This window comes from Microcoleus sp. S36a_B3, assembly GCF_036700745.1.
Classification (GTDB): domain Bacteria; phylum Cyanobacteriota; class Cyanobacteriia; order Cyanobacteriales; family Microcoleaceae; genus Microcoleus.
In genome coordinates, this window is record NZ_JAUBPN010000011.1 from 33675 (window position 1) to 50261 (window position 16587).

Here is a 16587-nt window from a genome sequence, read left to right on the forward strand (position 1 = left end):
TTTTCGCAATTCTGGTTCATCCTTGCTGCGACTCTTAAAAAAATTCAAATTGAGGAATACAAAGTGGTTGCTTCTCCAGAAAAAATTGAGTTAAAAACATCTGCTGCACCCGCAAGTAACGATCGCGTTGCTGTATTGCTGATGGGTTACGGCGAAGTCGAAAGCTACGACGATTTTGCCAACTACAACGAACAAGCTTTAAATTTACTTACCGCCAAATTCGCGCCGGTACCGACTTGGATTTATCCGCCGCTGGCGAAGATTTTAGCAATTTTTGACTTGCACGAGTGGAGTCACCAACACGGTCAATTTGTTTCGCCGCACAATGCTATTTTTGAACAGCAGCGCGCCGGAATTGAAAAGAATTTGCAGGAAAAATGGGGCGATAAAGTAAAAGTTTTCAAAGCTTTTAACTTTTGCGCGCCGTTTTTGCCGGAACAAGTAATTGCAGAAATTAAATCGGAAGGATTTGATAAAATCCTGATTTATCCGCTGTTGGTAGTTGATTCTATTTTCACTAGCGGTATTGCAGTGGAACAGGTGAATAATGCTTTAGTCAAAACCACTGACGGCGGCGAACATTGGGTAAAAGGACAGCGCTACATTCCTTCTTTTTACGATGAACCGGCTTACATTCAGCTAATGGCTGATATGGTGGAAGAGGAAATTAAGAACGATTTGGCTGTGGCGCATTTGCCTTCTCAGATTGGGATTGTGCTGATGAATCACGGTTGTCCGCATAAGGCGAAGGGTTTTACTTCAGGAATTGTGGAAAGTCAGGCTTTGTACGATCGCGTGCGGGAACGTTTGATGTATCGCTATCCTTTGATTTCGGTGGGTTGGCTGAACCATGACACGCCGCTGATTGAATGGACTCAGCCGGATGCGACGTTGGCTGCGAAGAATTTGATTGATTTGGGTGCAACTGCGATCGTGTTTATGCCGATCGGATTTGCGACGGAAAATCACGAAACTTTGTTAGATGTTGATCATGTTATTGAGTCTTTGCAGAAGCAGCGTCAAGGAGTAACTTACCGCAAATTGCCTTGCGTGAACGATCGTCCTGAGTTCTTGAAAATGGCGGCGGAGTGGGCAAATCCGCAGATTGAAGCGTTATTGAGTGAGACGGCTGTGGCGGTGAATCCGAGTTTGTCTGCACACGGCGAGCACAGTCATTCTCATGGAGATCACGGTCATTCTCATGGGGGCCATTCTCACGGGCACGGACATTCTCACGATCACGGCCATTCTCATTAATTAGGATCTGAGAAACCGGGTTTTTGCGAGAATACTGCGTTGAAGACGACAGATTAAGTAAAAACCCGGTTTCTTTTGTTTGAGTGGGTAAATCGAGATTGATTTAGGTGAAAATGGCGATCGACTTTTGGTGTTTTTGGCTGAAATGGCGATCGGCTTTTTTATCAGCAGGTGTCAATTCTTAGAAATCACGCAACATCCCGCAGAGATATTGCGCTAAAATACAAACTAAAGTTTTACCAAAATTTTAAAAATCGAGAAAAGCTTAAACTTAACTACCGGCCAATCTGCAATTCTCTTAGAAAACGGAACTTGTATTAATGACATCCCACACCTTAAACTTACCCCTTCAGCTACAACAAGAAGCTGAAAAATTGGCGGCACTCCAAAGCATTTCCCTCGATCGATTTATTCTCTGGGCTGTACCGGAAAAAGTCGCTGTCTAAACGGCTATTGCATCGGGATATCGATTATGACCCTCAAAGAACAACTTCTCCAAACCATTGAAACACTGCCTGATGACTTGCTAGCACAAACGCTGCAATTCGTCCAAACCCTTCAACATCCCATTCACAAAACTCCAGGAATTTGTGGCGGTGCAGCGCGAATTCGCGATACTCGCATTCCCGTCTGGACGATTATCGCCTACCAACAACAGGGCGCAACTGAAGCCGAACTTCTTTATAATTATCCAGGAATTACCCTTCAAGATTTACAAGCGGTTGCGAATTATTACGATCGCAACCGAGAAGAAATCGAGCTGTGGCTTGCTGAAAATGAATAACTGCTAATGCTAAAGTTTTACTCAAATGAAAATTTTCCGATCGCAACAGTGGATTTACTGCGATCGCGTGGCTATGATGTTTTGACATCCTATGAAGCCAGACAAGCCAAAAAAATCCAGACGATCGAGTCTTGAAGTACGCGACAAATGTAGGGCCCATAGTGATTGCAGAAAATCGTCAAGATTTTATCAATCTCCACTTGACAACCTCAAATCATGCAGGAATTGTAATTTGTAAAGCCGATCGAGATTATGCAGGCAAAGTGCAGGTACTCCACGACTTTTTCACTCAAGAGAAACAGCCAATGGACAATCGTCTGCTTCGGGTGATGAAACAGAATCTTAAAGGTAGACTCCAGACATTTATACTTCAGGAATACCCAAAATCTTCTTAATAATAATTGTTCAAGCCACAGCATAACCAATATACGGACTTAAGGGCGATCGGCTCAACCACTTTGTATTGTGCGTTGCTGTGAGATTTTTCAACTATTTGAAATAGCTAAGGGCGAGACACCCTACAGTATCGCGATCGCCCCAACCAACTTATCAATCTCCGCCTCAGTTGTAAAATAGTGAACGCAAGCCCGCACGCAATCAGGATTCAGAATTGTCCTCACCATAATTCCCTGTTTCTCCAACAAATCAACTAACTGCTTGTGCGGCATCTTATTCATCAATCTAAACGAAACTAAACCAGCTTCCGGTGCAGATGTTCGCAAGCATTCCACATCGGGAAGTTCCGACAAACATTCCCAGAGATACTTGCTCAAACGGCAAATTTCTGCATACCTTTCCTCAACAGTTCCCCATTCATGCTGAAGGGCGATCGCACTCCGCAAACCCCCATACAAAGGATAAGCCGAAGTCGCAATCTCGTAGCGCTGCGATCCAGACTTCCATCCAAGCACTTTAGCATTAGCATCCGTCACAATTCCCCGCCAACCGATAAACACCGGATGCAAATCTGCCAAAGCTTCCGCACTCACATAAAGCCCCCCCAAACCTTCCGGGCCGCACCACCATTTATGACCGGTAAAAGCATAAAAGTCAACCCCAGAGTCAATCAAATTCAAAGGCAAAACCCCCACAGATTGAGCCGCATCAACTAATACTTTGACTTTTGTTTGATGACATACTTTCACAATCTCAGCCAGAGGCAAAACTTGGCCAGTATTCCACAAAATGTGACTGATAACCAACAAGCGAGTATTTGGCCGCAAACTATCAGCAATCACCGCCACCGGATCACCTTCATTCAAAGTTGCCGCCAACGGACAAATCGAAACCTCAATGTTGAAACGGCGCTGAAGTTCCATTACACTAGCTACAATGCCCGGATGTTCGCAATCAGAAATCAGCAAATGGTCGCCTGCTTTCCAATCAATGCCCCACAGCGCAATATTGCAGCCGACGGTGACATCCTCAGTCATGGCGATGGTTTCAGGAGGTACTGTCAACTCAGATGCGATCGCCCGTCGCGTCAGCATCGCCTCCTGAACCACCCAAGCCCCCACCTCCCCCGAAAACGGCCCTCCAAGCTGCACCCGCTTGTAAGCCTCATAAATCGCCTCTAAAGCAGACTCAGGCAGTGGCCCTTGTCCGCCGTAGTTAAAATAAGCTTTATTGGCCAAAGCTGGAAATTGTTGTCGGTGATTGTCCTTTGTCATTTTTTCTGGGGAATTATTGATAGCGTTAATATTGAATAAGTAGGTGGGAACAAATAAACATTCGATGGGTTGGGCTTATTTTGCCTCGATCAACAGGCTGCTACTATAGATTTTCAGCTAAACCCGCCCCTACAATACTATATTGTTTTTTTGGCAATGAACTACAACTGAACCCGTGAGTTCTATACCTTTTCCCTAATACTCTATGCCCTTGCGAATACTAAATGTTAATAACTGACAAACTGCTACTTTCCTATCAACGATGCAATCTCCGAGCGTTTTTAGACACCTGCGGAGACTGGAAACAACTAGATCCCCCCAGCGACTTTTTGCTGAAACTGATGCGCGACAGCGCCGCATACCAGCAGCAGGTTTTGGAACACGAGACTTACCAACAACCATATTATCCTAGAGGGGATTGGGAAGCTGGCGCGGCCGCTACATTGAGTTTAATGCAGCAAGGGGTCGATCGCATTTACCGAGGAGTTCTAATCCAAGGCGAATTGGGCCAAACCAACGGTAAATTAACTTCTCTGGTAGGAATTGACGGTCAATATTTCTCAGATATGGGGGAAGTTTCCCAAACTAATATTCATCTTTCATCCTCCACTCCGCAGTCTTCAAATATTACCCTCGTCAGCCGCCCGCATTTATTAATCAAACAGCCAGGACAATCCAAATTTGGCGATTGGAGTTACGTTACTGCCGATATTTGGCTCAGCAAGCGACCAAAACTAGACTATCAAATTATTGCAGCTTTTCACGCCCGAATATTAGCTACCGTGCAGGGAAAAACCCCCCAATCTGCGTGGCTAATGCTGCGAAAAAAAGGGTTTTGGGAAGTGAATCTCGATCAGCGAAATCCTCAGATGTTCGAGATATTAGATCACTGCATTCAGATGATAGAAAATCGGGATAAACCAGAGGTGTTCATTTCCCGGCAAAAGTGCAATCTTTGCGGTTGGTATACTACTTGTCATGGGGAAGCAGAATCTATTAAACATCTTTCGCTATTACCCGGAGTTACTGCCGGACGCTATGCTAGACTAAAAACTCTCGAAATTACTGATGTAGAAGCTCTCGCTAATGCTAGTTCCGCACTGCTTGCTGAGTATCCCGAATTCCCCGACAGAGTTGCTTTTGATGTGGTGCAGCAAGCTCGATCTCACTTGCTAAATCAACCGCTGTTGCGGGAAGAAGGAAGTTCGGCAACGAGCAATGTACGGGATGTAACGGATGTCAGGAAGAAGGAAGAAGGAAGAAGGGAAGAAGGAAGAAGGGAAGAAGGAAGGCACGACACGGATTTTGACACGGATACACGGATTAACGATCGAGAAGAAGGTAGAAGTGAGAATTCAGAAGAACTTAACTCATCTGAAATAGTACCAGATATTGTAGACAATATCTTGAATGACATCGCGGTTGAGGAAGTAAAAATTAGAGAAAATAAACCTGCCACATCTTCTATACCTGCGCCAATTCTCCGCAATAAACCAATTCCCTATTCCCAATCTGTCTTTTTGCCGATCGCCCCAATCGAACTCTACTTTGACATTGAAGCGGAACCCGAGTTAAACTTGGATTACCTCCACGGAGTCTTAGTTGTCGATAGGTACAATAAAACTGAAAAATTCCACGGTTTTCTGGCAGAATCAGCAGCAGAGGAAGGTGCAATTTGGGAGCAATTTTTAGAATTAATGTGGGCTTATCCTATTGCTCCGATTTTCCACTTTTGCGATTACGAAGTCAAGACTTTTAAACGCCTAGCTAAACTTTACAATACTCCAGCTTATTTGTGGAAACCAGTGCTGAAACGGTTTGTAGATATTCACAAACAAGTGACGCAACAAGCTATTATGCCGGTGGAAAGTTACGCACTCAAACCAATAGCCCGCTGGTTGGGTTTTGACTGGCGGGATGCTAAGGCTAATGGGGCTCAGTGTGTCTGTTGGTACGATGATTGGCTCAAAACTGGCGATCGATCGCTCTTGGAGGCGATCGTCCGCTACAATGAGGACGACTGTCGCGCTACTTATGTGGTTAAAGATTGGTTGACTAATTTTTTGCTAAATCAGAAACAGTGATTTTATGATTAAACGAACCGCGAAGGCGCAAAGGGCGCGAAGTCAGAAAGAGAAGAAGATAGTAAGATGCGAAAGTCAGCAAAAATAATTATATTTATTTCCTGTTTTTTGATAGCAGCAATTGTGGCAATTTTGATAAATCTGTCAGTTCAATCTTTCGCCCTTACCAAAATAGATTTTATTGGTAGAGCAATATTTCCTACTGGTTCTCCGTTTCAGGGGACGGAGATGGGCGGACTTTCGGGGATTACTTACGATGCCGAAAAACAAGTTTATTATGCCATTTCGGATGACCGCAGCAGCAAGAGTCCGGCTCGCTTTTATTCTCTCAAAATAAATTTGAAATCGGGTAAATTGGAAAAAGACAACATTGAATTTACTGGTGTCACTACTTTATTAGATGAAAAGGGCGAAAGTTTTCCGAGTTTAAGTTTAGATCCAGAGGGGATAGCTTTTGCGGGCAATAGCGTGTTTGTTTCTTCGGAGGGAGATGTCGATCGCCAAATCAATCCTTTCATCAAAGAATTCTCCCTCGACGGTAAACTGCTCAAAACGCTGCCAATTCCCGATCTATTTTTGCCCGATGACAAAGGCACTAAAGGCATCCGCAACAATCGATCGTTTGAAAGTTTAACTTTAACGCCCGATCGCCAATATCTATTCACCGCCACCGAAAACGCTATGGTACAGGATGGCGATGTACCTTCTCTGGAAAAAGGCAGTCCGTGCCGGATTTTGCGCTACGATGCGTTAAGCGGCAATCCAGATGCCTCCTTTGCCTACATCACCGAACCGCTACCCCCTGGTGCAAATCCTGTGGGAAAATTCACTACCAACGGTTTAGCGGATTTGTTGGCGATCGACGACAAGCGCTTGCTGAGTTTAGAGCGTGCTTTCTCCCTGGAAACCGGCGTTACTGTTAGGCTATTTGAGGTTTCTTTGGAAAAGGCCGATCGCACAGAAGGGATAGAAAGCCTCAAAAGCAGTCTGGGCGAGGTTTCTCCCGCTCAAAAACGGCTGTTGCTGGATTTGGAAACCCTAAAAATTCCCCTAGACAACATTGAGGGGTTGACATTCGGCCCCGAGTTGGCAGATGGTAGCAGAGGTCTGATTTTGGTCAGCGACAACAACTTCAGTCCCCTACAAGAGACTCAGATTTTGGGCTTCCAAATAAAAGTTCAAAAAACCTCTTGACAAAAGGTGAAGTTATAAGCATAATAGAAATTGTGCCTGAAAAAACGGCAAAACGAGGGACAGTAGTTCAATTGGTTAGAGCACCGCCCTGTCACGGCGGAAGTTGCGGGTTCGAGCCCCGTCTGTCCCGTTCTCTCGTAAATCGCAAGTTTAAGGCTTTAATAAACCTGTTTGTGGATTAAGTTCGTTTGTAGTAAGGACTTTACTCCTCAAAAATGTAAACAAGGACTAAAGTCCTGAGTGCGAACTTATGATAGTTAAATAACCGGACATGATTAAGGAGTGGGAAAATATGCTCGTTACGCCCATTAAGCCCTCACCGGAAAAAACTACACAACGGGTAGTATTATCTAATATCAGTTGGCAGACTTACGAAAGCTTATTAGCAGAAGCGGGGGACAAGAGATCCTCGCGATTTTCTTATTCTCAAGGAGTCTTAGAAATTATCATGCCATCAGACTTGCATGAAACTATTAACTGTTTGCTAAAACAGTTTGTGACTACTTTAAGTGACGAATTAAAATTGAAACGTAAGGGATTTGGTTCTACGACTCTCAATCGTGAAGATTTAAAACAAGGTGCAGAACCAGATTCGTGTTTTTATATCCAAAATGTCGATCGCATTCGCGGCAGAAGAATTAACTTATCAACTGACCCGCCACCAGATTTAATCATTGAAGTAGATCTCACCAGTCCATCTACTAATCGGTTTGTTATCTACAAAAGCCTTGGAGTTCCTGAAATATGGAGATATCTTGGAGAGACTGTACAATTTGTTCAACTTCAGAATGGAGAATATGTAATCTGTGAATACAGCAATACTTTTCCGATTGTTTCTGCGGAGATAATCAATCAATTTTTGCAGATGGCGCAGACGGAGGATGATATGACGATAATTGATGCTTTGCGAGTATGGGTGAGAGAGAAATTGCGATCGCCCGAAGCAACTGAGCAATAATACTTAACTAAATTTAACTAATTTTAATTGAGGAATCTGCTAAATGTTAGACACAAGCGTTATTTTACAGGAAGTTGAACTTTTTTTTATGCAGCAAGGTAAGGTGTATGAAGCACTCCAAAACATTACTCAAAGTTTGTCGAGAGCAGGCATTGACTATGCAGTAATTGGTGGCATGGCCCTTGTGATTCACGGCTATATCAGAACTACTCAAGACGTAGATTTGTTACTGACACCACAAGGGTTGGATTCCTTTCGATCGATTTTGCTCGGTCGTGGATTTGTGCCTGCCTTTGCTGGTGCTACTAAAATGTTTAAGGATGTGAAGACAGGAGTGTCTGTTGAGATTATCACAACCGGAGAGTTCCCTGGAGATGGGAAACCTAAATCAGTTAGTTTCCCTAACCCGGCAGCCGTAGCTGTTGAAAAAGACGGCATTAAAGTCGTTCGATTGGTTACACTGATTGAACTGAAGTTGTCATCAGGTTTGAGCGGTCGCGGTCGATTGAAAGATTTGGCGGATGTACAAGAATTGATTAAAGCTCTGAGTTTGCCTGCGGAATTAGCACAGGAGCTCGATCGCTCTGTCCAAGAAGAATATTCCCGATTGTGGCTCGATGTTCAGCCTGATGGTTGAGATTAATTGAGTTTCTATTGATATCGTTTCCGGTAGCGTCGGAATGATTTAACCACAGAGAGCGCAGAGAACGCAGAGGGAGAGAATACAGAGATGAATAATTCCGATGCTACCGGATTTGATATGATTGGACGATCGACTCCAAGCAGCGCTCAAAGGTGTGGAATAATAAAAGGTCGGGCGATCTGATATGTCAAAACCAGGACGATCGGCACTAGGATCGGAATAGCAACCAACAATCCCCATTTGCCAAATCTCAACTTTTGGCCGTCCGATTTGAACAGGACAATCACAGCGATAATTCCCATGACTACCCAGAGGCCGCCAAAGCCCATGAAGACTGTATATCCTGCATCTTGCATTGTTTTTACCTGCTTTCGATCAATTAATCTTTAATGTTAGTTGCAGTTGGTTCCTGCTGAAATCTGCAAATCGGTCGATCGCACTTACTAATATCGCACTTACTAATAATGACTCATTTTCAGTTAGAACGGCAGCGGCCTTGAACTTCGCACTCAACCCGCGCAGTTCGATCGCTCATAATACTTGCTAAATCCTGCCTTCCCGTCAACCTCAGCCGCCAATCTGCCCAAATTCCGTACAGCCAATTAGCGATCGCCCCAAAAACCGGTAATTTAGTAACAGCATAAATCCATCCCATTCCCAAAATCTCATAAATACGGCGAAAAACCTCCACATTTTTAACCGTCGTACCGTCGGGTAACACCGCGTGAATCCGGCCCATCGCCGTTTCGTAGTCAACTCCGCCGTGGGCTTCCGGGTTGTAGCCATCCTCCGCGATATCCACAAACGACACCAAACCTCGCCCTGCATCCCGTTTCTTCAAAAAATTCACCTCTCGCACGCACAGCGGGCATTCAGCGTCGTACAGCAACTCGATTTGCCAAGAGGGCTTAACCTCAACAGATTCGGAAAACTCGGTTTTAGCAGCAGACATAGGGAAATATGTTTTAAGAGCGATCGCACCCAAACATTTTACAAGAATTTTCTGGTAGCCCTACGACATTTATTATTTGTGCTTTGAAAATAGTCCCAAAGGTGAATTCAGTCTAGGCCGCCCGCAATGCTAATATCATCAAGATGCCCTTTGCCCAGTTGCCGGAGACTTTCGCCGACAGTCGAATATCAAACAATTCCAGGCCGAGCACCAGCCAAGCACAACTGTTAATTCGGCAACAAAATATAATAAAATTTTAAAGTCTCAAACATCCGCGATTCCCCCAACCAGCAAATCAACCCCAATCTAAAAGCAAAAATATACATGAATGTCAGAGTCCGTCTAGCCCCCAGTCCCACCGGAAACCTCCACATCGGTACCGCCAGAACCGCCGTATTTAACTGGCTGTTTGCCCGCAACCAAGGCGGCCAATTCATCCTGCGGGTAGAAGACACAGATGTCGAACGCTCTAAAAGCGAATACACCGATAACATCCTCGAAGGACTGACATGGCTGGGGATGAACTGGGATGAAGGCCCGAGTTTTCAGTCCGAGCGTCTGGAAATATACCGCCAAGCAGTCCAAACCCTTCTAGACAATGGACTCGCCTACCGCTGCTACACCACGTCGGAAGAACTCGACGAAATGCGGGAAGCACAAAAAGCCAACAAACAAGCCCCCCGCTACGACAACCGCCACCGCAACTTGACAAGCAAAGAGCGCGCAGCTTTTGAAGGCGAAGGGCGACAAGCTGTGATTCGGTTTATCATTGACGACGATCGCACAATTTCTTGGAACGACATGGTGCGCGACACCGTAACCTGGAAAGGTAGCGACCTCGGCGGCGACATGGTAATTGCCAGAGCATCCAGCGGCGGCGTCATCGGCCAACCACTCTACAACCTCGCCGTAGTTGTCGATGACATCGACATGGCCATCACCCACGTCATCCGCGGCGAAGATCACATCGGCAATACTCCCAAACAAATATTGCTCTACGAAGCTTTGGGCGCGACAATCCCAGAATTTGCCCACACGCCGCTGATTTTAAACTCCCAAGGGCAAAAGCTTTCTAAACGCGACGGCGTAACCTCGATTTCTGACTTCAAAGATATGGGCTACCTCCCCGAAGCTTTAGTCAATTACATGACTTTGCTCGGTTGGACTCCGCCGGATTCAACGCAGGAAATATTTACACTGTCCGAAGCTGCAGAATTATTTACATTCTATCGAGTCAACAAAGCTGGTGCAAAATTTGACTGGGACAAACTCAACTGGCTCAACAGTCAATATCTCCACAAAATGCCAGTACCGCAATTGACAGATTTGCTGATACCTTATTGGCAGAAAGCCGGTTATGAGTTTGACACCGAGGCAGACCGCCCCTGGCTCGAACAAATAGCTGCTTTAATCGGCCCTAGTCTCGTTCGCTTAACCGATGCTGTCGATATGTGCAAGTTGTTCTTCTCTCCCACTGTGGAATACGAAGAAGAAGCACTCGCACAGTTGCAGCAGCCAGGGGCTGCAGAGGCTTTACAAGCAGTTCTAGAAGTTCTGGAAAGTCATGCCACCCTGCAGTCAGCCGAAGCTCAGAAAATCACTAAAAAGCTCAGTAAAGAGAAAAATCTGAACAAAGGGCTAATTATGCGATCGCTCAGAGCCGCTCTGACAGGTGCAATGCACGGCCCCGACCTGATAGAATCTTGGGTAATCCTTCACCAGCGCGGGACAGCGAAAACCCGCTTGCTTGAGGCCATTAGCAACTTGAATTTGCCCGCTGTTGGTGTCGCGGCCGAAACTCCTACCCCAGAACAACCAAACGCAGAAACAGTCGCCGAAACTTCTGTCGCACAACACCCAGCAGCGGAAGTTTCACCAGCCGAAATACCGACTTCAGCACCAGAGGTTTCAGCAGTCGAAATATCGGCTCCTGAAGCAGTGGCGGCAGAAGTTACAGCAGTCGAAATACCGACTTCAGAAACAGGCGAAGTGTCGGCTCTAGAACCAACCGACGGGGAGGTTGCAGCAGTCGAAATACCGGCTCTTGAAACAGTCGCAGCAGCAGTTGAAATACCTGCCGCCAACCAGCAAAAAACTATTGCGAGTGGAGAAATGACTTCATCAAACGAACCAGAAAAAACAATTATCATCACCGAAATTCCTGCTGAAAATGAAGCAGACAGTTCGAGCGGTACCACACAAGTCATAATTACCGAAGAACCGCCAAGTCAGACCCAGCAGATCAAAGAACAAATTATCTCAATTTTGTCGGAGTTTCCCGCTTACATCGGTAGCTTTTACGAGCAGTACAAAAGCCCCCTGACAGTTGTCGGTGTAATTTTAGCCTCGATTGTTTCTTTGAAAGTGCTTTTGGGCATAGTAGACGAACTCAATGACATCCCCCTGCTAGCACCCACATTTGAGCTAATCGGTATCGGATACACCGCATGGTTTGTCTACCGCTATTTGTTGCGCTCTTCCAACCGCCAACAATTAGGTCAAGAAATTCAAGCTTTGAAAGAACAAATTTTTGGCAAAAAGTCCTAAACTTTTGCTGGTAATTTGTTGAATTTGTGCCCGACATTGACAACTTTTTATGAGTTGTTAGTGTCGGATTTTTTCATGACTGTTAACTGTTGACTGTTCACTAATAACTGTTGACTGTTGACTGTTAACTGTTGACTGTTAACTGTTGACTGTTGACTGTTGACTGTTGACTGTTGACTAATGCTTTCGGGCCAACTAACAACTGAGGGCCCGCACGCACCATCCACCGCCCCTACCAACTAACAACTAACAACTAACAACTAACAACTAATATCGTTTCCGCTTGCATCGGAATGATTTAACCGGCGCTAGAACACAGAGTACACAGAGTCCGAGAATATATATCTGAATCATTCCGATGCAACCGGATTTGATATAACAACTCACAACTCACAACTCACAACTCACAACTCACAACTCACAACTCACAACTCACAACTCACAACTCACAACTCACAACTTACAACTGACTAAACTCCAGCAGCCGTAAAAGCAGCCCAGTGATAGGGATTAGCAAAAGGACAGGGTTTGCGGTTGCGAATTTGCTGCAGAGATCCCTCTGCAATCAGGCGAGAACTTTGGGAAAGCCGATCGAACGTTTGCGAAATTTGAGGTTGAAAATCCGCCAGCAACACCTCCAATTCCTCGCTAGTCAAATCCCGCAGCCACCTTTGAGCGTCAATCAGCGCCATCGCCACATCCCCCACCTGCAACCGAGGAAACCGCCCCAGATTTTCATAAAACTTGCTTGTCAGCAGCAGCGTCGAAATATCGTTCACCGTCCACAGACTGCTGACCGCACTAGACGTACCAGCATACAACAAACCCGCCGACAAACCGACAAAATCTTCACCGGCGCTAGGGAAACCGCCGGCAATTTCGCAAGCCGATAAAGTAACTAAAAAGTATTGCCGAAAATCCAAATTAAAAATTTCTTCTAAACTCAGAGAATCATTCCTCAACAACACAGCAGATTTCATCGATTCCGCCAAATTTAGCACACTCAAACAAGCAAAGTGAGCGCATTTTTTTTGCTGCAACTGCCCTGTTTTTTGGGAAAAAGCCTGTTGAATAGCCGGCTTTTGACGCAAAATTTCTGCACTGGAAAAATGTTCGGAAATAGTGCCGATTTCCAGGTTGCTGTAGAGTGAACTTCTGGTGAAAGTAGGAACTGCTAAAAGGTGCTGCAAACGCGGTCTGTACCGGCCAATAGCTACGCCGCGCGCGCTTTGTCTCAACCGCAATAACTCGCAGCTAGGAGCATAGCGAATTCCTCCAGCAAATCGATCGATCAAATAACCAGCAGCCTCTGAAACATCGCCAAAATTCGAACTTCGAGCAAAAACATCAGAACTGCTGTGCGCCTCCCCCTCAAAACCGCTGCTCGAATTCCACCCTGATTTGAAAATTCCCCCGCCCTCCTCAAGCCCCTCTGTCACCCCCAGAGGCAAAGCGTGGAGCGGTAAAGCGTGCAAAAATCGGTGCGGCACAAAAATTAGCCGATCGCAATTTTGGGGAATCAGCGCCACCAGTCGATCGATTTCCAGCAGCGCGGCCAAGCGTTTGAGCCGAGCCGGGAGATGATTGATCCAGCGACCTTTTTGCTCAGAATAAGCGCTGAGGTACTCCCTGGCCCAACTTTCGACAGCCAAAGCATTTTCCGGCGAACACAGGTGAACGGCGGGATATTGCACGTCAGCAACCACCACAAAAGCCACCAGCAAATCCTCAAAACTCGCCCACACCACAGCAGCGGAATTAGCATCAGGCAACAATTGGCGAATTTGCTCGAAAGCGATGGGTTCAACCTTGTGAGCTAAGCTGAAAAAAGGGTCGTTTGCCTGCACCGATCGAGCAATCAACCCATCAAACTGCCGCCACAATTGATTTAAGTTGATAAAATCCGAACTCGGCAGCAGAGAACCGCTGTTCAAACTAGCGCTGTCGCCCTCAGAAATTAAGGTAGCGCTCGACTCTGCCTCTGACTGTTCTTCGTGTCGCTGTGCCCTGGCTATTTCCAGTTGCAGCGATTTCAACGAGCCAAGCACCTCGGCAGAAAAGTCTCCTTTGGGAGTCAGATCGCATTTCAGCAGCAGTTCTACCAAATTCCGATTTTTGTGGCGTTCGGCATATTCCAAAGCCTTAGCGCGATATGCGGGTTGGGTGTTGCCGAGTTCCAGACAAACTTGTACCAGCCCTTTATAGAGTCCAGTCGAGATGCTGGCTAATTTGACTTTTGCCGTACCGATCCGATCGCCCAAATCCACCGCATCAAGCCCAGCTTCAGGGCGCAATAATTCCACAGTATCGACAGCAGCAGCAAACACGCTGCAGGCGCGAAGCAACTCGCCGCGAACTCGGTAAGCTTGACCCAAATAAAAGACAATTTGCAGCCAGTGGTGGGGATAGGTTTCGCGAGTGTAGACTTGGCAAGCAGCGAGATAGCAGCCGATCGCGCGATCGAGGTGAGACAAGTTTTCCCCCTCCGTCAGTTTCGCAAAAGCCCGCCCAAGATCGATTTGCAGCATCGCCCAGCGTTCGGGGGCTGCCTGTTTGGTGTATACTCTCGCCGCATTTTGATAGCAGGCGATCGCGCTTTTGAGGTTACGGTTTTTTTCCCCTTTCAGGTGTTGGCTGAAAGCGCGGCCGAGATTGGTACACAGCATGGCCCAGCGTTCGGGAGTTTTGGGACGGTTGCAAAAGAGCAAAGCATTTTGATAGCAGGCGATCGCAATTTCGATATTTTCGGCTTTGTCCCCTTTCACCCGCATGGTGTAGATTCTGCCGAGGTAAGTTTGGATCGAAGCCCAGAGTTCGGGAAATTTGATGCGGGTGTAGACTTGTAGAGCATTTTGAAAACACGAGATCGCCATTTCCAGATTTTCCACCGGATCGCCTTTAGCGCGATCGATAAACACCCGGCCTAAATTCTTTTGAGTCGTCGCCCACTGCTGCGGAAAAGCTTCCTTAGTCCGCACTTGCAAAGCTCTCTGATAGCACGTTACCGCGTATTCGAGATTTTCGGCTCGGTTGCCCCGCAGTTGCTCGCAGTAAGCATTTGCCAAATTATTTTGAGTCGTGGCCCAGCGGCGGGGAAACACCTTGCGGTTGTAGACTTGCAAAGCATTGTGGTAGCAAGCGACTGCCAGTTCTAGATTTTGGGCTTTGTCGCCCTGCAGCCTGCGGGTGTAAGCGCGGCCGAGATTGTTTTGAGTGCTCGCCCAATCTACCCCGAAAGCTTCGCGGGTGCGAACTTTTAGGGCGTTTTGATAGCAGGCGATCGCCTGTTCTAAATTTTCTGCCGGATCTCCCCGGAGGCGATCGCTGTAAGCGCTTCCCAGATTGTTTTGCAGCGTCGCCCACTGGGATGGGTACTCTTCGGGAGTCTGCACTTCTAGGGCATTGACAAAGCAAGCGATCGCCAGTTCGATATTTTGAGCCTTATCGCCTTTCGGGCGATCGCTGTAAGCGTTGCCCAGATTATTTTGCATTGCCGCCCACTCTTGGGGAAAATCTTTGCGGGTAAAAACCTTAGCAACAGTTTCGTAACCTGCTATTTCGATTTCCAGGTTATTAGCCTTGGTGCCGAGAGGAAACCGCCCAATTTTGTTACTCAGATTGCCGATCAGGGCTGCCATGCGCCTAGTCTCGGATTGATTGGCAGCGGGTAGTACCAAAAGTGCCCAGCAGCGCAACAATTCTGCGAAATTATGGTCTAGTTTGTCTAAATGATTTCTCAGCAGCGAGTACAAATGCTGCGAGTCAGCGCTGCCCGCCACTGCTTGCAAAGCTTCTGCTAAAAAAATTAGATATGCTACCCCGGTTTGAGGATTGCCATTTGCAGATTCTAAGGGTGCGATCGCCCTTTGGAAAAATTTGGCAGCTTTGAGCAAACTGTCTGGCGTCAGTGCCGGCACTTCCAAGTAAAGCGTTTGCACGAACCCAAAGTCGATCGACTTTGAGTTGGTCTTCAAAATCAAATCTATTCCTGAGTCTACAGGATTTTCCAGCAGCGCTTGGAGCATATTCACATCAGTTTTGCGACGCTGTTCGTCCATCGTGCATTCCGCCGAACTATTAACCATACGATCGCTGCTTCTGTGCAGCAATTAAATCAGTTCCCGGTTTAAATTTCAATTCCCAATCGGAGGTAGGAGTCGCCGAGGGGAATTAAAGAAACCTGGTTTTTCCACCATACACATCGCTACAACCTATTCGCCCAAAAAAAACAGGTTTTCGGCCAAGTTTAAAACTTGATAAACCCGCCCCCACAGACTTGCAGCGGGGCGGGTTTATTTTTACCATGATAAATTTTAGACTTAAAAACCTGATTGCTTGGAAGCTATAACAATCCTCAAAGATTTGTGGGACTACTCGTTACCAGTTCGAGCGAAAGCAGGGCAGATCCGGAAGCGAGCATCTGAGTTTTGCATTTATTGGTTTACTCCCTTTACTCGTTTACTCGTTACCTGGCTCTGCTTGGTAACGCAGATAGGCG

Annotated in this window: 14 protein-coding genes, 1 tRNA gene and 1 pseudogene; 12 read left to right on the top strand and 4 right to left on the bottom strand. The window is 46.4% G+C overall.

Going from position 1 to position 16587, the window contains the following annotated elements; all coding sequences use genetic code 11:
* Positions 1–63 precede the first annotated feature (63 nt).
* The 5 genes from QUA01_RS13990 to QUA01_RS14010 all read left to right on the top strand — a co-directional run bounded on the left by QUA01_RS13990 (position 64) and on the right by QUA01_RS14010 (position 2436).
* Entirely contained in the window at positions 64–1257 is a 1194-nt protein-coding gene (locus QUA01_RS13990; RefSeq protein WP_333093017.1) for a ferrochelatase, read from the top strand.
* 320 nt (positions 1258–1577) lie between these two features.
* Positions 1578–1703 (top strand): hypothetical protein, encoded by a 126-nt coding sequence (locus tag QUA01_RS13995; protein ID WP_333093016.1) that lies wholly within the window; start codon positions 1578–1580, stop codon positions 1701–1703.
* Positions 1704–1729: 26 nt separating this feature from the next.
* Positions 1730–2041 carry a DUF433 domain-containing protein gene (locus QUA01_RS14000; RefSeq protein WP_194063589.1) on the top strand — a complete coding sequence of 104 codons (312 nt, stop codon included), beginning with the start codon at positions 1730–1732 and terminating at the stop codon, positions 2039–2041.
* Positions 2042–2047: 6 nt separating this feature from the next.
* A complete protein-coding gene (locus QUA01_RS14005; protein ID WP_333093014.1) occupies positions 2048–2176 on the top strand; it encodes a hypothetical protein in 129 nt (42 codons plus the stop codon).
* Between the two features lie 26 nt (positions 2177–2202).
* Positions 2203–2436: a hypothetical protein gene (locus QUA01_RS14010; protein WP_333093013.1), complete on the top strand. Its 234-nt coding sequence runs from the start codon at positions 2203–2205 to the stop codon at positions 2434–2436.
* A 123-nt stretch (positions 2437–2559) separates the two neighbouring features.
* Here QUA01_RS14010 and QUA01_RS14015 read toward each other — a convergent pair whose 3' ends face one another.
* Positions 2560–3711: an aminotransferase class V-fold PLP-dependent enzyme gene (locus tag QUA01_RS14015; protein ID WP_333093012.1), complete on the bottom strand. Its 1152-nt coding sequence runs from the start codon at positions 3709–3711 to the stop codon at positions 2560–2562.
* A 224-nt stretch (positions 3712–3935) separates the two neighbouring features.
* Here QUA01_RS14015 and QUA01_RS14020 point away from each other — a divergent pair, with 224 nt between their 5' ends.
* From QUA01_RS14020 to QUA01_RS14040, 5 genes are all read left to right on the top strand, one after another.
* Positions 3936–5795, top strand: coding sequence for a TM0106 family RecB-like putative nuclease (locus tag QUA01_RS14020; protein ID WP_333093011.1), 1860 nt, complete (start codon positions 3936–3938; stop codon positions 5793–5795).
* A gap of 66 nt (positions 5796–5861) precedes the next feature.
* On the top strand, positions 5862–6989 hold the full coding sequence (locus tag QUA01_RS14025) for an esterase-like activity of phytase family protein (protein WP_333093010.1): 1128 nt from the start codon (positions 5862–5864) through the stop codon (positions 6987–6989).
* Positions 6990–7045: 56 nt separating this feature from the next.
* Positions 7046–7119 (top strand) — tRNA-Asp (locus QUA01_RS14030).
* A gap of 162 nt (positions 7120–7281) precedes the next feature.
* Positions 7282–7947, top strand: coding sequence for a Uma2 family endonuclease (locus QUA01_RS14035; RefSeq protein ID WP_333195097.1), 666 nt, complete (start codon positions 7282–7284; stop codon positions 7945–7947).
* A 43-nt stretch (positions 7948–7990) separates the two neighbouring features.
* The gene (locus QUA01_RS14040; protein WP_333093008.1) at positions 7991–8584 is read left to right on the top strand and encodes a nucleotidyltransferase family protein; all 594 of its coding nucleotides are present in this window, start codon (positions 7991–7993) and stop codon (positions 8582–8584) included.
* 152 nt (positions 8585–8736) lie between these two features.
* On the opposite strand, the gene QUA01_RS14045 is transcribed toward QUA01_RS14040, so the two are convergent.
* The gene (locus tag QUA01_RS14045; protein WP_333093007.1) at positions 8737–8946 is read right to left on the bottom strand and encodes a hypothetical protein; all 210 of its coding nucleotides are present in this window, start codon (positions 8944–8946) and stop codon (positions 8737–8739) included.
* A gap of 119 nt (positions 8947–9065) precedes the next feature.
* Positions 9066–9542: a thiol-disulfide oxidoreductase DCC family protein gene (locus tag QUA01_RS14050; RefSeq protein WP_333093006.1), complete on the bottom strand. Its 477-nt coding sequence runs from the start codon at positions 9540–9542 to the stop codon at positions 9066–9068.
* 324 nt (positions 9543–9866) lie between these two features.
* Between QUA01_RS14050 and gltX the strand changes: the two are divergent.
* Both gltX and QUA01_RS14060 read left to right on the top strand, forming a co-directional pair.
* Positions 9867–11288 (top strand): annotated as a pseudogene (gltX, locus tag QUA01_RS14055) (glutamate--tRNA ligase); the annotation flags it as partial.
* 366 nt (positions 11289–11654) lie between these two features.
* Positions 11655–12089, top strand: coding sequence for a CAAD domain-containing protein (locus QUA01_RS14060; RefSeq protein WP_333093038.1), 435 nt, complete (start codon positions 11655–11657; stop codon positions 12087–12089).
* Between the two features lie 470 nt (positions 12090–12559).
* Here the strand turns inward: QUA01_RS14060 and QUA01_RS14065 are convergent, their stop codons facing one another.
* Positions 12560–16198, bottom strand: coding sequence for a CHAT domain-containing protein (locus QUA01_RS14065; protein ID WP_333093069.1), 3639 nt, complete (start codon positions 16196–16198; stop codon positions 12560–12562).
* Positions 16199–16587: the final 389 nt, after the last annotated feature.

Bases quoted from the DNA above. Each gene is read 5' to 3' on its own strand.
- QUA01_RS13995 (WP_333093016.1), top strand. From the start codon at position 1,578: ATGACATCCCACACCTTAAACTTACCCCTTCAGCTACAACAAGAAGCT.
- QUA01_RS14015 (WP_333093012.1), bottom strand. From the start codon at position 3,711: ATGACAAAGGACAATCACCGACAACAATTTCCAGCTTTGGCCAATAAA.
- QUA01_RS14020 (WP_333093011.1), top strand. From the start codon at position 3,936: ATGTTAATAACTGACAAACTGCTACTTTCCTATCAACGATGCAATCTC.
- QUA01_RS14040 (WP_333093008.1), top strand. From the start codon at position 7,991: ATGTTAGACACAAGCGTTATTTTACAGGAAGTTGAACTTTTTTTTATG.
- QUA01_RS14060 (WP_333093038.1), top strand. From the start codon at position 11,655: ATGACTTCATCAAACGAACCAGAAAAAACAATTATCATCACCGAAATT.
- QUA01_RS14035 (WP_333195097.1), top strand. From the start codon at position 7,282: ATGCTCGTTACGCCCATTAAGCCCTCACCGGAAAAAACTACACAACGG.
- QUA01_RS14025 (WP_333093010.1), top strand. From the start codon at position 5,862: ATGCGAAAGTCAGCAAAAATAATTATATTTATTTCCTGTTTTTTGATA.
- QUA01_RS14005 (WP_333093014.1), top strand. From the start codon at position 2,048: ATGCTAAAGTTTTACTCAAATGAAAATTTTCCGATCGCAACAGTGGAT.
- QUA01_RS14045 (WP_333093007.1), bottom strand. From the start codon at position 8,946: ATGCAAGATGCAGGATATACAGTCTTCATGGGCTTTGGCGGCCTCTGG.
- QUA01_RS14050 (WP_333093006.1), bottom strand. From the start codon at position 9,542: ATGTCTGCTGCTAAAACCGAGTTTTCCGAATCTGTTGAGGTTAAGCCC.
- QUA01_RS14000 (WP_194063589.1), top strand. From the start codon at position 1,730: ATGACCCTCAAAGAACAACTTCTCCAAACCATTGAAACACTGCCTGAT.